The sequence below is a fragment of the Actinotalea soli genome, from assembly GCF_017565425.1.
Classification (GTDB): Bacteria; Actinomycetota; Actinomycetes; order Actinomycetales; family Cellulomonadaceae; genus Actinotalea; species Actinotalea soli.
Genome location: NZ_JAGEMK010000001.1, coordinates 349,380 through 363,819 on the forward strand (window position 1 = coordinate 349,380; position 14,440 = coordinate 363,819).

The 14,440-nt window shown below is 72.6% G+C and carries 11 protein-coding genes; 6 read left to right on the forward strand and 5 right to left on the reverse strand.

Annotated features, from left to right (window positions below):
• Positions 1 to 102: 102 nt before the first annotated feature.
• Entirely contained in the window at positions 103 to 1,008 is a 906-nt protein-coding gene (locus J4G33_RS01665) for a M15 family metallopeptidase (RefSeq protein ID WP_208054147.1), read from the forward strand.
• A 21-nt stretch (positions 1,009 to 1,029) separates the two neighbouring features.
• Here the strand turns inward: J4G33_RS01665 and J4G33_RS01670 are convergent, their stop codons facing one another.
• Positions 1,030 to 1,923, reverse strand: coding sequence for a LysR family transcriptional regulator (locus J4G33_RS01670; RefSeq protein WP_208054148.1), 894 nt, complete (start codon positions 1,921 to 1,923; stop codon positions 1,030 to 1,032).
• Between the two features lie 138 nt (positions 1,924 to 2,061).
• Between J4G33_RS01670 and J4G33_RS01675 the strand changes: the two genes are divergently transcribed.
• A complete protein-coding gene (locus J4G33_RS01675; RefSeq protein WP_208054149.1) occupies positions 2,062 to 5,535 on the forward strand; it encodes a bifunctional proline dehydrogenase/L-glutamate gamma-semialdehyde dehydrogenase in 3,474 nt (1,157 codons plus the stop codon).
• 92 nt (positions 5,536 to 5,627) lie between these two features.
• Here the strand turns inward: J4G33_RS01675 and J4G33_RS01680 are convergent, their stop codons facing one another.
• The gene (locus tag J4G33_RS01680; protein ID WP_208054150.1) at positions 5,628 to 6,485 is read right to left on the reverse strand and encodes a formate/nitrite transporter family protein; all 858 of its coding nucleotides are present in this window, start codon (positions 6,483 to 6,485) and stop codon (positions 5,628 to 5,630) included.
• A 139-nt stretch (positions 6,486 to 6,624) separates the two neighbouring features.
• Here J4G33_RS01680 and J4G33_RS01685 point away from each other — a divergent pair, with 139 nt between their 5' ends.
• Positions 6,625 to 7,380, forward strand: coding sequence for a SurA N-terminal domain-containing protein (locus tag J4G33_RS01685; protein WP_208054151.1), 756 nt, complete (start codon positions 6,625 to 6,627; stop codon positions 7,378 to 7,380).
• Here the strand turns inward: J4G33_RS01685 and J4G33_RS01690 are convergent.
• On the reverse strand, positions 7,370 to 7,873 hold the full coding sequence (locus tag J4G33_RS01690) for a MarR family winged helix-turn-helix transcriptional regulator (RefSeq protein ID WP_208054152.1): 504 nt from the start codon (positions 7,871 to 7,873) through the stop codon (positions 7,370 to 7,372). The two genes, J4G33_RS01685 and J4G33_RS01690, sit on opposite strands and share 11 nt — an antisense overlap.
• 127 nt (positions 7,874 to 8,000) lie before the next feature.
• On the opposite strand from J4G33_RS01690, the gene J4G33_RS01695 reads away from it, so the two are divergent.
• On the forward strand, positions 8,001 to 11,105 hold the full coding sequence (locus J4G33_RS01695) for an efflux RND transporter permease subunit (RefSeq protein ID WP_208054153.1): 3,105 nt from the start codon (positions 8,001 to 8,003) through the stop codon (positions 11,103 to 11,105).
• 12 nt (positions 11,106 to 11,117) lie between these two features.
• On the opposite strand, the gene J4G33_RS01700 is transcribed toward J4G33_RS01695, so the two are convergent.
• Positions 11,118 to 11,495 (reverse strand): hypothetical protein, encoded by a 378-nt coding sequence (locus J4G33_RS01700; RefSeq protein WP_307793658.1) that lies wholly within the window; start codon positions 11,493 to 11,495, stop codon positions 11,118 to 11,120.
• 101 nt (positions 11,496 to 11,596) lie between these two features.
• On the opposite strand from J4G33_RS01700, the gene J4G33_RS01705 reads away from it, so the two are divergent.
• Positions 11,597 to 13,135, forward strand: a complete 1,539-nt coding sequence (locus tag J4G33_RS01705; RefSeq protein WP_208054155.1) for an alanine/glycine:cation symporter family protein — start codon at positions 11,597 to 11,599, stop codon at positions 13,133 to 13,135.
• A gap of 64 nt (positions 13,136 to 13,199) precedes the next feature.
• On the opposite strand, the gene J4G33_RS01710 is transcribed toward J4G33_RS01705, so the two are convergent.
• Entirely contained in the window at positions 13,200 to 14,039 is an 840-nt protein-coding gene (locus J4G33_RS01710) for an SMP-30/gluconolactonase/LRE family protein (protein ID WP_208054156.1), read from the reverse strand.
• Positions 14,040 to 14,111: 72 nt separating this feature from the next.
• Here J4G33_RS01710 and J4G33_RS01715 point away from each other — a divergent pair, with 72 nt between their 5' ends.
• Entirely contained in the window at positions 14,112 to 14,420 is a 309-nt protein-coding gene (locus J4G33_RS01715) for a hypothetical protein (RefSeq protein WP_208054157.1), read from the forward strand.
• The last annotated feature ends 20 nt before the right edge of the window (positions 14,421 to 14,440 follow it).

The following is a 14,440-nucleotide window of genomic DNA, read 5'->3' on the forward strand; positions in this document are numbered from 1 at the left end:
CTCGCAGGCTCTGCGCCGGGAGGACCGGTCGACGGAGCGCCGGACGTGGTCGTCAACGGTCCGGGCCACGGAGAGGGCAAGGCGACCGAACGGTCCCCACGGGTGGCGGCGGCACGCCTCTCGGCCCAGGGCTCTGCGTACCTGCGGCTCGAGCGTGCCGAGGCTGTCGCCCTCGCCGAGGCCGCCATGGCCTCGGCCGCCGTGCTGACGGCCGCCCGGTCGACGACGACCGCCCACCCGAGAGATGTCGGCGCGACCGCCCAGGACCCGGTGAGCGACCGGCTCCAGGCCGCGGTCGACGTCCTGTCCCGGGTCGCCCCTCGCTCGATGGCCCTGCTGGACGACGAGGACGCGCCACGCCCGGACGACTCGACCGCGTCGGTGCGGGCCGCTGCCGCCGTCGTCTTCGCCTTGTCGGTCGAGGAGGACCTGGCCGCGCGGCCGACGGCCACGGCAGACCTCCAGGCGACGGAGGCCGCGCTGTCCGAGCTCGAGGCAGGGCTCGCGGCCGCGAGCACCGCGGCGGCCGCCGTCACGTCGACCGTCCTCGAGCCGACGGTCTTCGCCCCCGTGCCCCCCGGCCCGACGGCCAGCTCGGGGGACCTATGGCCCAACGGCGAGATCCCGCTCGAGCTGCTGTGCAGCCCGGAGGTCGCCCCGGACGCCCTGCTGCGCTGCGACGCCGCTGCCGCGCTCGACCTGCTCAACACCGCCTACCGGGCCGAGCTCGGTCGCGACCTCGACGTCGTCAGCTCCTACCGCAGCGTCGAGCAGCAGGTGGTCGTCAAGGCGGCGCGGGGATGGCTCGCGGCGACCCCGGGGACCTCGAACCACGGTCGAGGGATCGCCGTGGACCTCGGCGGCTTCGGCTCGGTGGGAGACTTCAGCAGCCCGTCGTTCCGGTGGATGGAGGCCCACGCGCACGAGTTCGGCTGGTTCCACCCGGACTGCATGAAGGCCGGGGGCAGCGGCCCGGCCGAGCCGTGGCACTGGGAGTACGGAGGCTGAGGCCACGTCCGGCACGTGCGGTCAGGCCGACGCGACCTCGTCGAGGATGCGTCGCAGCGCGTCCAGAGCCGGACTTCCGAGGCCGGAGGTCCGCTGCGCGGTGAAGACGGTCCGGCGGGGGGCGCCCGCCAGGTCGACCAGGCGGCAGGTGGTGGTCCGGTCGCGCCAGACGAGGTCGGGCAGCAGGGCCACCGCGTTGCCGGACTCCACCAGCCGGATCTGCGCCTGGAGGTCGGCCGTCTCGTAGCGGACGTCGGGCTCGAAGCCTGCGGACCGGCAGGTCTGCTCGGCGAAGTGCCGCGAGGCCGCACCAGCAGGCTCCATCGCCCACGGCAGGTCTCTGCAGCTCGCCAGCTCGGACGCGGGCCAGGGGGCGTCGGCGCGGGGCGGCAGGGCGAGTCGGATGGCGTCCTGGGTCAGGTCGCGCCGGTCGAGGCCGGGCCACCACGGTGCCGCGTGCGCCGGGTACTCCTCGGCGACGACGAGGTCGAAGCCTCGGGCCCAGGTCTCGTGGAGGGCCTGCTCGGGCTCCCGCTGGACCATCTCCACCCGCACCTGCGGATGGAGACGCCCCATCTCGCGCAGGGCCGTGGGCATGAGGGCGAGGGCCGCCGACTGGAAGACCGCGACCCGGACGCGTCCCCGGACCTCGCTGTGGGAGGCCTGGACCTCGGCCTCTGTCCGCTCGAGCACGTCCAGCAGCTCGCCGGCGGCTGCGACGAGCACCTCGGCCTGGGGGGTGAGCCGGACGCCCCGACCTGCCTTGCGCAGCAGCTCGAGCCCGGTCTCCTTCTCGAGCAGGCTCAGCTGCTGGGAGACCGCCGAGGGGCTGTAGCTCATCGACTCGGCGACAGCGGCCAGGGTGCCGCGGATCGAGACCTCCCGCAGGATGAGCAGACGACGCAGGTCCAGCACGGCTCACCTCCAGGAATCATCAGCTGAGGTGACGAATATAGAACTGTTTCCTTCGCTTTTCATCACCTCTCGCCGATACCGATACTGACGCACGACGGGGCCCGTGCCCGGGCGCCGTCCGTGACAGCGAGGAGTCCCATGACGCAGCCCCCGGCCGCACCCGTCCCGCCGAGCACCTCCGCGGGGGTCGACGCCGTCGACCCGGCCCTCGCCGAGGAGGCCGTCGCCCTGGTGCAGCGCTGGCTACGCGAGGCGGCCCAGCACCCCGTGGACCCGTCGGCGGCGCACCTGGCCGCTGCCCTCAAAGACCCGCGCGGCCTGCCCTTCGTCGTGGGCTTCGTCGACGGGGTGATCCGCCCCGAGGACGAGCGCGTCGCCGCGGGGACCCTGCGCGACCTCTCCCGCGCAGCACCGGCGTTCCTGCCGTGGCCGCTGCGGGCCGCCCTGCGGCTGGGCGGCACGGTGGCGCCCGTGCTGCCCGACGTCGTCGTCCCGGTGGCACGCAAGGTCCTCCGGCGCATGGTCGGGCACCTCATCATCGACGCGAGCGACCGGCGACTGGGGCCTGCCATCGCGCACGTCCGTCGCGAGGACGTGCGCCTCAACATCAACCTGCTCGGCGAGGCCGTCCTGGGTCGGCGCGAGGCCGCCCGTCGGCTCGCGGGCACCGAACGTCTGCTGGCCCGCCAGGACGTCGACTACGTCTCGATCAAGGTGTCCTCGACCGTCGCCCCGCACGCGGCCTGGGCCTTCGAGGAGTCCGTCGAGGAGATCGTCGAGCACCTCACCCCGCTGTTCGAGCGCGCTGCGGCCTCACCCACGCCGAAGTTCATCAACCTCGACATGGAGGAGTACAAGGACCTCGACCTCACGGTCGCCGTGTTCACCCGGCTGCTGGACCGGCAGGCCCTGCTCGACCTCGAGGCCGGCATCGTGCTGCAGGCCTACCTGCCCGACGCCCTCGCAGCGATGATCCACCTCCAGGGCTGGGCAGCGGCACGACGGGCCAGGGGCGGCTCCGGGGTCAAGGTCCGGCTGGTCAAGGGCGCGAACCTTCCCATGGAGCAGGTCGAGGCCACGGTGCACGGGTGGCCGCTCGCCACCTGGCACTCCAAGCTCGAGACGGACGTCAACTACAAGCGCGTCCTGGACTGGGCGCTGACCCCCGAGCGTGTCGCGAACGTGCGGCTCGGCGTCGCGGGGCACAACCTCTTCGACGTCGCCTACGCGTGGTTGCTGGCCGGGCGGCGCGGGGTCCGGGACGGCATCGAGTTCGAGATGCTGCTGGGCATGGCACAGGGTCAGGCCGAGGCCGTCCGTCAGGAGGTCGGCGGGCTGCTGCTCTACACCCCCGTGGTCGCCCCGGCCGAGTTCGACGTCGCGATCGCGTACCTGATCCGGCGGCTCGAGGAGGGCGCCTCGACCGAGAACTTCATGTCGGCCGTCTTCGACCTGGACCGTGACCCAGGCCTCTTCGCCCGGGAGCGCGACCGCTTCCTCGCCTCCCTCGCCGCCCTCGACGGCTCGGTCCCCCCGGCGCACCGGGTCGGCGACCGCTATGCCGCCTCCCCGGTCCCCTCCCCCGGAGCCTTCGTCAACACGCCGGACACCGATCCCTCGGTGGCCCAGAACCGCACGTGGGTCCGGGCCCTCCTCGAGCGGGTACCGACCTCGACCCTGGGCATCGCGACGATCGACGGGGCCCGGATCTCCGATCCCGCCCTGCTGGACGAGACCGTGCGCGGGACGCAGGAGGCGGGCAGGGCGTGGGGCTCCCGCCCAGCTGCCGAGCGTGCCGCGATCCTGCACCGCGCGGGCCAGGCTCTCGAGGCCCACCGTCCCCGGCTGCTCGAGGTCATGGCGGCCGAGACCGGCAAGACCGTCGACCAGGGCGACCCGGAGGTCTCCGAGGCGATCGACTTCGCCTACTACTACGCAGAGCTCGCCCGTGGTCTCGAGCAGGTCGACGGCGCGAGGTTCGTCCCCGCTGCCCTGACCCTCGTGACCCCGCCGTGGAACTTCCCGGTCGCGATCCCCGCCGGCTCGACCCTGGCGAGCCTCGCCGCCGGGTCCGCGGTGGTCCTCAAGCCGGCCGGGGAGGCCGAGCGGTGCGGGGCGGTGCTCGCGGAGATCCTCTGGGAGGCGGGGGTCCCCCGGGAGGCCCTGCGCCTGGTGCAGGTGGACGAAGGGACCCTCGGCGCGTCGCTCGTCGCCCACCCGGCGATCGACCGGGTCGTGCTCACCGGGGCCTACGAGACCGCCGAGCTGTTCCGCTCCTTCCGGCCGGACCTCCCGCTCCTGGCCGAGACCAGCGGGAAGAACACGCTGATCGTGACCCCGAGCGCCGACCTGGACCTGGCGGTCAAGGACGTCGTCCAGTCCGCCTTCGGCCACGCCGGCCAGAAGTGCTCGGCTGCGTCGCTGGTCGTCCTGGTCGGATCGGTCGCGACCTCCCGCCGGTTCCGCGACCAGCTCGTCGACGCCGCGTCGTCCTTGGTCGTCGGGTACCCGGACGACCCCCGGACCCAGATGGGCCCCGTGATCACCGCTGCCTCGGGCAAGCTGCTCTCAGGCCTGACCGAGCTCGACCCCGGGGAGCGCTGGGCCCTCGAACCACGACGGCTCGACGACACGGACCGGCTGTGGAGCCCCGGGATCCGCACCGGGGTGGTCCCAGGCTCCCGGACGCACCGGACCGAGTACTTCGGCCCCGTCCTCGGCGTCATGACGGCCGCGACCCTCGAGGAGGCCGTCGCGATCGCGAACGACGTGGACTACGGCCTGACGGCGGGCCTGCACTCCCTGGACCGCACCGAGATCGCGACCTGGCTCGAGACGATCCAGGCCGGCAACCTGTACGTCAACCGAGGCATCACCGGGGCGATCGTGCAGCGCCAGCCCTTCGGTGGCTGGAAGCGCTCGGCCGTCGGCCCCGGGACCAAGGCCGGTGGGCCCTCCTACCTCTTCGGCCTCGGCTCGTGGACCTCGGCACCCGCCCACCACGGCGTCCCACCGCGCCACCCCGCCGTCGTGGGGGTCCTCGCCGCGGCGCGGTCGGCCCTGACCGCCGACGAGGCCCTGCGGCTCGAGCGGGCGGTGAGCAGCGACGCCGCGGCGTGGACCACCGATCTCGCGCCGCAGGACCCGACGGCCCTGGGGTGCGAGCAGAACATCCTGCGGCACCTCCCGGTGCCCGACCCGGTCCACGTCCGGCTGGCGGCCCCCGGGACGGTGGCCGACCTGGTACGCGTCGTCGCGGCCGGGCTGCTCGTCGGGGCCCGTGTCGTGGTGTCGAGCGAGGCGCCGCTCCCCGAGGTCGTCCGCACCTCGGTCGCGGCCGCCGGGGTGCCGAGCCACGTCGAGGACGAGGCGGCGTGGACCGCACGCGTGGGGCGCCTGGACGGCGGCCGGGTGCGCCTGGTCGGCGGCCAGGCCGGCGGGCTGACCACGGCCCTCGGCGGACGGCCCGACGTCGCGGTCTGGGACCACCCCGTCACGGAGGCCGGTCGCGTCGAGCTGCTGCCCTTCCTCCGGGAGCAGGCCGTGAGCATCACGGCGCACCGGTTCGGCACCCCCCACCCGCTGACCGCGGGACTCATCCCGCTCGCCTGAGCCGGTCCGCCCGAGCCGCTCCGGCCGAACCACCGGTCACCGGGGGCTCGGCCGGGGCCCGGCACGCCGACCCGCCGGGGCGGGCCGGGGCCTCACTCGGCGTCGGCCCGCGCGCGCAGGTACCGGGCGTCGTCGTTCGCGTAGGCGTAGTAGAGGCCGATGAGCAGGCCGCCGCCGATGAAGTTCCCCACCAGGGCGATCCCGACGTTCGCCGCTGCCAGCCCTGGGTCGATCCCGCTCTGGAGGCCCACGATCGTGAACAGGACCGTGTTGGCCACCGAGTGCTCGAGCCCCAGGAAGGCGAAGATGAACACCGAGATCACCATCACCAGGCTCTTGGTGAGGTCGTCCTTGATCAGACCGTTGTAGACCAGCAGCATCGCGACGTTGATCATGAAGTTGCACAGGATCGCACGGACCATCAGGTCGCTCCAGCCCGTGGCACCCGCCGTGATGAACTCGAGCTTGTGCTCGACCGAGGACTCCATCTGCGCGAGCGGCGCCCCGGCGACCAGGGTGCTGAAGCGGACCAGGGCTGCGACCAGGAGCCCGCCGAGCGCGTTCCCCAGGAAGCACAGCCCCAGCAGCCGCAGGGCCTTGGCCCAGCCGGTCCGGCGGTAGTACGCCCCGATCGAGACGACCATCATGTTCGAGGTCAGCAGCTCGGACTTCGTGTAGTAGATGAAGACCAGCGCCGAGCCGAAGACCGCTGCCCCCACGAGCCGTCCCAGCGGCTCGAGGGTGGCGTCCCCCGCGGGGACGGCGTCGAAGGCGGCGACCACGGCGTAGTGCGTGACGTAGAGCAGGCCGATGATGATGCCGGCCATGGCGGCACGCTGGAGGTAGCGCCGAGCCAAGCTCCCGGACATCGCCGTCTTGGTCTCGAGAGCCTCGAGGATGGTGCTGATGAACTGCTTGCCGGGGAACAGCTGCGAGGAGTCCGCGCTCATGGGCCCTACGGTCCCACGCCCAGCGCCCCTCCAGCGGCACGAGGGTCCCAGGGGGGCGCGGGCAGCCAGGGCCCACGGTGGGACGCCCAGGCCTCCGTGCTAAGTTGGCGCGCTTTCGCCTGAGCGAGGGAGAAGCACCATGACCAGGACCACCAGGCTCGGCGCCGGCCTCGCGATCACGCTGCTGGCGGTCGCCGGCTGCAGCGCCACCGACGAGGGCGACCCTGGGGAGACCACCTCGCAGGAGACAGCCGCCCCGGACGAGGCCCCCGACACCGACGCGCTCGAGCCGGACCTCGAGGGCATCCCCGAGGTCGTGGCCCAGGTGGACGGCCACGAGATCAGCCGAGACGAGTTCGTCGAGGCCTACCAGGGCCAGTTCCAGCAGCTCGCCCTGCAGGCCCAGAGCACGGGCCAGCCGGTCGACCAGGAGCAGCTCCGCCTCGAGGTCGCGGACACCCTGGTCGGGACCCAGCTGCTGATCCAGGAGGCCGAGGCCCGCGGCTTCGAGGCGACCGACACCCAGGTCGACGAGACTCTCGCCGAGCTCGCCGAGGTCAACGGCCTCGGCTCGGCCGACGAGGTGGTCGAGGCCCTCGCCGCCCAGGGGCTCAGCGAGGACGAGGTGCGCTCCGAGCTGCGTACCCAGGTCAAGGTCGACCAGCTCGTCGACGACGCCGTCGGGGACACGACCCCCACCGACGCCGAGGTCCAGGAGCTCTACGACGGCCTGGTCGAGCAGCAGGAGGCCGCAGGCGGCGAGGCCGAGGTCCCGCCCCTCGACGACGTCCGCCCCCAGCTCGAGGAGCAGCTCACCTCGACGGCCCGGTCCGAGGCGATCGGGGCTCTGCTGACCGAGCTGCGCGAGTCCGCCGAGGTCACGATCAACCTGTGAGCTGAGCCGACCCGGGGTCGGGCGGCGGGCCGCCGAGCTCACGCATGACGCGCAGCACGGCCCCCACCCCTGTCGACAGCTGCGCGAGCTCGTCCAGGGTGAGCCGGTCGAGCAGTGCGACCTCGAAGGCGTCCGGGCCCAGGACCGTGACGCGAACGGCCCGGGCCCCGGCGGCCGTCGCCGAGACCAGCCGGACCCTGCCGTCGTCGGGGTGGGCCCGTCGCGCCGCCATGCCCGTCGCGACGAGCCGGTCCACGAGCCCCGAGACCGTCGCGGCCGTGATCCCGAGCACCCCCGCGAGGTCGCTCGAGGTCCGTTCCCCGTCGAGCACGAGCACGGCCAGGGCGCGGAGCTGCTGGGCCGTCAGCCGGCTCTGGGCGAGCTGCTCGAGCCGTCGGCCGACGAGGAGGTCCGCGAGGTCCTCCTGGTGCGCCAGCACCTGCTCGACGTGCCGTCGCCGGTCGCCGTCCGCCTCGTTCGGGTGCGCCGTCACGGCACGAGGCTATCGCCGTCAGCCGGAGAGCCGGTGCCGCTGCGACGGGCGCGAACTACTTCGGGTTAGGCTAAGCATCCGCGACGGCGCAGTCGCCCCCACCTGACCCGTCCCTTGCGGAGGACCTGTGTACCGCCTCGCCCGCCTCTCCCTGGGCCACCGTGCCGTGACGGCCCTCGTGACCGTCGCGGTCGCCATCCTCGGCGTGCTGAGCCTCGGCTCGCTCAAGCAGGAGCTCATCCCCTCGGTCCAGCTCCCCGCCGCCGCCGTCGTCGCGGTGTATCCCGGCTCCTCCCCCGAGGTCGTCGAGGACCAGGTGAGCGTCCCGCTCGAGAATGCCGTGCGGGGGGTGCGCGGCGTCGACGAGGTCGCCTCGACCTCCTCGACGAACCTCTCGGTGACGAGCGTCACCTTCGACTTCGGCACCGACATGGATCTCGCCGCCCAGCAGCTGCGGACCGCGGTCGACCGTCTCGCGAGCAGTCTCCCGGAGGACGTCCAGCCCGAGGTGGTCACCGGGTCGGTCGACGACCTCCCGGTGGTCCAGCTCGCCGTCGCCGGCAGCACGGATGCCGCCACCCTCGCCACCACGGTGCAGGACGTCCTGGTCCCGCGGCTCGAGGAGGTCGCCGACGTCCGAGAGGTGTCCGTGACCGGGGCCGCTGAGCGCGAGATCACCCTCGCGGTCGAGCTCCCCGCGCTCGTCGCTGCGGGACTGAGCCCCGAGGCCGTGCTCACCGTGCTCGACGACCACGGGATCACCCTGCCCGCCGGGACCGTGACCGAGGGGTCGCAGGCCTTCTCGGTCGAGGTCGGCTCCCCTGTGACGAGTCTCGAGGAGCTCGCCGCGCTCCCGCTGCGCGGCGAGCAGGGCACGATCCCCCTCGGGGAGGTCGTCGACGTGGTCGACGGCGAGGCCGCGAGGACCTCCCTCTCGCGGCTCGACGGTGCACCTGCCCTGGCTGTCGCCATCACCAAGACCCCCGAGGGCAACACGGTCGACGTGTCCCACGAGGTTCAGGCGGCGGTGGACGAGGCCTCCGCCACCCTCGACGCGGCGCAGGTCGAGGTGGCCGTGGTCTTCGACCAGGCACCGTTCATCGAGGAGTCGATCGAGAACCTGGCGACCGAGGGGGCCCTCGGCCTCGTCTTCGCCGTGCTGGTGATCCTGCTCTTCCTCGCCTCGCTCCGCTCGACCCTCGTCTCGGCGATCTCGATCCCGCTGTCCCTCCTCGTGGCCTTCACGCTCATGCAGGTCACCGGGTACACCCTCAACCTCCTCACCCTGAGCGCCCTCACCGTGGCGATCGGGCGCGTGGTCGACGACTCGATCGTCGTCATCGAGAACATCAAGCGGCACCTCTCCTACGGCGAGGCCAAGGGCGAGGCCGTGCTGGGGGCGGTGCGCGAGGTCGGCGGGGCGATCACCTCCTCGACGGTCGCGACCGTCGCCGTCTTCGTGCCGATCGGGCTCGTCGGCGGGTTCGTCGGGGAGCTCTTCCGTCCCTTCGCGATGACGGTCGCGATCGCCATGGGCGCCTCCCTCTTCGTCGCCCTGACGATCGTCCCGGTCCTGGCCTTCTGGTTCATCCGCGCCCCGCACGACGCCGACGAGGACGCTGCCCAGGCCCGCCGGCACGAGGCCGAGACCAAGGAACGCCGCGGGGTCTGGCAGCGCGCCTACGTCCCCACCCTGGCCGCGAGCCTGCGGCACCCCGGGCTCACCCTGCTGGTCGCCGTCGTCATGCTGGGTGGCACGCTGGCCCTGGTCCCCCGCCTGGAGACCAACCTGCTCGGGGACAGCGGCCAGGACACCGTGACCGTGACCCAGCAGTTCGAGCCGGGCACCTCGCTCGAGGCCCAGGACTCCGCCTCGCGCGCGGTCGAGGACTCCCTGCTCGACATGCCCGAGGTCGCCACGGTCCAGACGACGGTCGGCTCGGACAGCTCGACCGCGGCCTTCACCGGTGGTGGCGGCCAGCCCGAGGCCACCTTCTCCCTCACCCTGGCCGCGGACGTCGACGGGGTGGTCGGCCAGGACGCGGTACGTGTCGCCGTCCAGGACCTCCTGGCGAGCCCGGCCACCGCACTCACGGTCTCCGGGGCGGACGCCGCCTTCGGCAGCTCGACGGTCGACCTGGTCGTCACCGCGGAGGACCTCGACGCACTGACCCAGGCCGCCCAGCGGACGGCCGACGCCGCTGTCGAGGTCGACGGGGCCCTCGCCGTGACCAACAACCTCGCGAGCGACCAGCGGATCGTCGACGTGACCGTCGACCGCGCCGCAGCCGCGGCCGCGGGACTCACCGAGACCGCCGTCGCCGGTGCGGTGTCCTCGCTCATGTCGCCGTCCTCGATCGGGTCGGTCGACCTGGGCGAGGGGCCGGTGACGGTGCGTGCGGTGCTCGGAGAGGCGCCGGCGACCGTCGCCGAGCTGGAGACCGTGCCGCTCTCCGGCCCCCAGGGCCCGGTGCCCCTCGCGCAGGTCGCGAGCGTCGAGCTGATCGAGGTCCCCTCGGCCATCACCCGCGTGGACGGTGGTCGTTCGGCGACCGTGTCCGTCACCCCCGCGGGCCAGGACATCGGTTCGCTCTCCGCCGAGCTCACCTCGGTCGTCGCGGATCTCGACCTGCCCGCCGGGGCCGAGGTCACGATCGGAGGTGTCGCCTCGGACCAGGAGGAGGCCTTCGCCGACCTGGGTCTGGCCCTGCTGCTGGCCGTGATCATCGTGTACATCGTCATGGTGGCCACCTTCAACAGCCTGGTGCAGCCGCTGATCCTGCTGGTCTCGGTACCCCTCGCCTCGACCGGTGCCCTGGTGGCCCTCCTCGTGACCGGCACACCCCTGGGTGTGCCGGCGCTGATCGGGCTGCTCATGCTGGTGGGCGTGGTCGTCTCGAACGCGATCGTGCTGATCGATCTCGTCAACCAGTACCGCGCGCGGGGCCGGAGCCTGCACGAGGCGGTCACCGAGGGCGCCCGCAAGCGGCTGCGCCCCGTGGTGATGACCGCCGCCGCCACGATCTTCGCCCTGGTGCCGATGGCTCTCGGGGTCACCGGTGGCGGAGCCTTCATCTCCCAGCCGCTGGCCCTCGTCGTCATCGGCGGGCTGATCAGCTCGACGGCCCTCACCCTGCTGGTGGTCCCGGTGCTCTACACCTTGTACGAGGGTCGCCGGGAGCGGGGGCGGGAGGGCCGCACGCGCACGAGGCGCGCTGCCGCCGAGGCCTGAGAGCCTGTCACCTCAGGCCGGCTCGGTTCCGCGCTCCACGCGGTACTGCTCGAGCGGCGTCGGGACAGCGGCGTCCCCCGGCCCGCCTCGGGTGAGCCATCGCCCGAGCTCGGCCGTCGCCTCGTCGCCGGCGAGCCGCTCGAACCAGACCGGGCCGCTCCGGGCCCGGGCCGCACGCCTCCGCCGGGCGACCACGACGTCTCCACGCTCGCACTCGTCGAGGCACTCGACCAGGGTCAGGCGCACGACTCCGTCTCGCTCGAGGCGGCGCAACCGACCCAGCTGGCCCCCGGGGGCCGCGTCCGTCCCGGCCAGGGTCTCCCCCGTGCAGAGCGAGCAGACCGTGAGGCCGGGGACCTGACCTGGTCGCGCGTCCTGGGTGGGCTCCACGCGAGGACCGTACATTCCCACGGCGGGTGTCGCGCGACGCGGCTCAGGTTCACGGCACCCCTCCTATTGTGCGGTGGATCACATACGTGTGGAATGTCCCGATGAACTCGGACCCAGCGATCCACGCCGCAGTCCCTACCAACACGATCAGCAACATCGAGGACGCGATCAACTCGTCCTTCGAGCCGATATCCACCTTCGTCTCGAACATCATCTTCTTCTCGATCACGATCGGCGGCGTCACGTTCCCCGTCGTCGTCGCCTGGCTCGTGGCTGCCGCGATCTTCTTCACCATCGCGCTCCGAGGCATCCAGTTCCGCGGCTTCGGTCACGCCCTGGCCCTCGTCCGAGGGCGGTACGGCAAGCGGGACGACCCCGGTGAGGTGACCCACTTCCAGGCGCTCTCCTCGGCGGTCTCCGGCACGGTCGGCCTCGGGAACATCGCGGGTGTGGCGATCGCCGTGACCATCGGCGGAGCAGGGGCGACGTTCTGGATGATCATGGCCGGCCTCCTCGGCATGTGCACCAAGTTCGTCGAGTGCACCCTGGGGGTGAAGTACCGCCAGGAGCACGAGGACGGCACGGTCACCGGCGGCCCGTTCCGGTACCTGCCCGTGGCCTTCGCCCGGTTCGGCAAGATCCCCGCCAAGGCCCTCACCGGGCTTTTCGCGATCTCGATCTTCTTCTTCGGGGCGATCGGCGGGAACATGTTCCAGGCGAACCAGACGTACGCCCAGGCGCGGAACGTGACCGGCGGCGCGGACGGACCGCTCGGCAGCGACGGTGCCGCGCTCATCTTCGGCATCATCCTCGCCATAGGGGTGGGCGTGGTCATCATCGGTGGCATCACCTCGATCGCCCGGGTCACGAGCAAGCTCGTCCCCTCGATGGCGGTCGTCTACGTCCTCGCGTGCCTGACCGTCCTCATCGTCAACCTCGACCAGATCGGCCCAGCCTTCGGCGAGATCTTCGCCGGTGCCTTCGCCCCGGAGGGCGTCGGCGGTGGCATCGTCGGCGTGATCATCGTCGGGTTCCAGCGCGCGGCCTTCTCGAACGAGGCCGGCATCGGCTCGGCCCCCATCGCCCACTCCGCGGTCAAGACCCGCCGCCCGGTCACCGAAGGCTTCGTCGCGACCCTCGAGCCCTTCATCGACACGGTCGTGATCTGCACCATGACGGCCCTTGCCATCATCATCGCCCGGCCGCAGTCCTGGATCGACGGTCGGGCCGACGTCGCCGCCGGGGGCCCTGGCCCGGGTGACGGCGTGACGCTCACCTCGGACGCCTTCGCGACCGTCCTGCCGTGGTTCCCCGTGGTCCTGGCGATCGCGGTCGCGCTGTTCGCCTTCTCGACCCTAATCACCTGGGCCTACTACACGCAGAAGGCGTGGACGACGATCTTCGGGCGCACCCCGCGCACCGAGCGTGCCTTCCAGATCATCTTCGTGACCTTCACCGCCGTCGGGTCGGTCGTGACCCTCGGGGACGTGGTGAACCTCGCCGACGCGATGCTGTTCCTGTGCGCCTTCATCAACATCCTCGGGCTGTACCTGCTCTTCCCGGTGGTGCGGCGCGAGCTCGACGAGTACTGGGCCGACCGCAAGGCCGACCGCCTCGTGCACGCCGACCCCGACCACTGACGAGCGCTCGGCGCACGGACCGACCGACGAGGGCGCCCCGTCCGAGCAGGCCAGCCCGGCCGGCTCAGCCGCCGAAGGGCAGGACGGGGCGCCCCGGCACGTCGACCCGGACCCGGAACAGGGCGCCGGCCTCGGGCTCGGGGTCCTCGAGGTTCTCGCGCGAGGTCGTGACGTAGAGATCGCGCAGGTCCTCCCCGCCCAGGGTGCAGGCGGTGGTGAGGCGGGCCGGGAATCCGACCTCGGCGATGACCTCCCCTGCCGGGGAGTAGCAGCGCACCAGACCGGCGCCGTTGAGCGCGACCCAGACGTTGCCCGCAGAGTCGACCGTCAGCCCGTCAGGATGGCCTGTCTCCCCGGCGTGGAACACCCGGCGTCCCGTGAGTGCGCCGTCGACCACGTCGAAGACGTCGGTACCACCGGTCGGGGTGTCGTTGTAGTAGGCACGGCTCCCGTCAGGAGAGAAGTCGATCCCGTTCGAGATCGTCACGTCGGGCAGCACCGTGGTGACCTGACCGTCGGGGGTGATCCGGTAGAGGCTGGCTCCTCCGGGGGTGCCGTCGTAGGGCATCGAGCCCGCGTAGAGGTCGCCCGCGGGGTCGCAACCGCCCTCGTTCATGCGCACCGAGTCCTCCTCCCACAGCTCGAGCCAGGGTGCGGGCACGTCATCGGGACCGTCGGCGAGCCCGAGACCCCGCTCGAGACCCACCACGTAGCCACCGCGGCGACGGGGCCTGACGAAGGCGGCGACCGAGCCCACGTGCAGCCGGTCGACCCGGCCCCCGCGCAGGGTGAGCAGATCCCCTGCGAGCATGTCGACCCATCGGAGGCCACCCCACGTGGGTGACCACACGGGCCCCTCCCCGTGATAGGTGACGGCATCCGTGACCTGCTCGACCGTGCTCATGGTGCTCCTTCGTCGTGGGACCAGAGGCGTGCCGCGTGGGAGGTCCCGGCGGCTCGACCTAGCATGCCCTGCGTGCCCTCCTACCGCCTGACGCTCACCATCGGCGCCCTGAGGCCGGGGGTCGCGCCCGAGCAGGTGCTCCCGGCAGCTGCCGAGGCGGCGCGGGAGCGCACCACGGTCGAGGCCTGGGCCCTCACGGTGGTGCGCGGCGAGCCACGGATCAGCGTCCGCTACACGGCGCAGGACGACGGCCAGTCGGCCGATCTCGGACGCCGGGTCCGGGCCACGGTGAGCACCCTGGCCGACGTCGGGGCCTCCCGGCTCGACCGCCGCTACGGCCCCCGGTGGCACCGCCTGGCACGGTTCGACCCCTCCTACTGACCTGCTGAGCCGAGAGGCGG

Coding starts and splice junctions, on each gene's coding strand:
- J4G33_RS01675 (WP_208054149.1), top strand. CDS start 2,062: ATGACGCAGCCCCCGGCCGCACCCGTCCCGCCGAGCACCTCCGCGGGG.
- J4G33_RS01680 (WP_208054150.1), bottom strand. CDS start 6,485: ATGAGCGCGGACTCCTCGCAGCTGTTCCCCGGCAAGCAGTTCATCAGC.
- J4G33_RS01685 (WP_208054151.1), top strand. CDS start 6,625: ATGACCAGGACCACCAGGCTCGGCGCCGGCCTCGCGATCACGCTGCTG.
- J4G33_RS01705 (WP_208054155.1), top strand. CDS start 11,597: ATGAACTCGGACCCAGCGATCCACGCCGCAGTCCCTACCAACACGATC.
- J4G33_RS01710 (WP_208054156.1), bottom strand. CDS start 14,039: ATGAGCACGGTCGAGCAGGTCACGGATGCCGTCACCTATCACGGGGAG.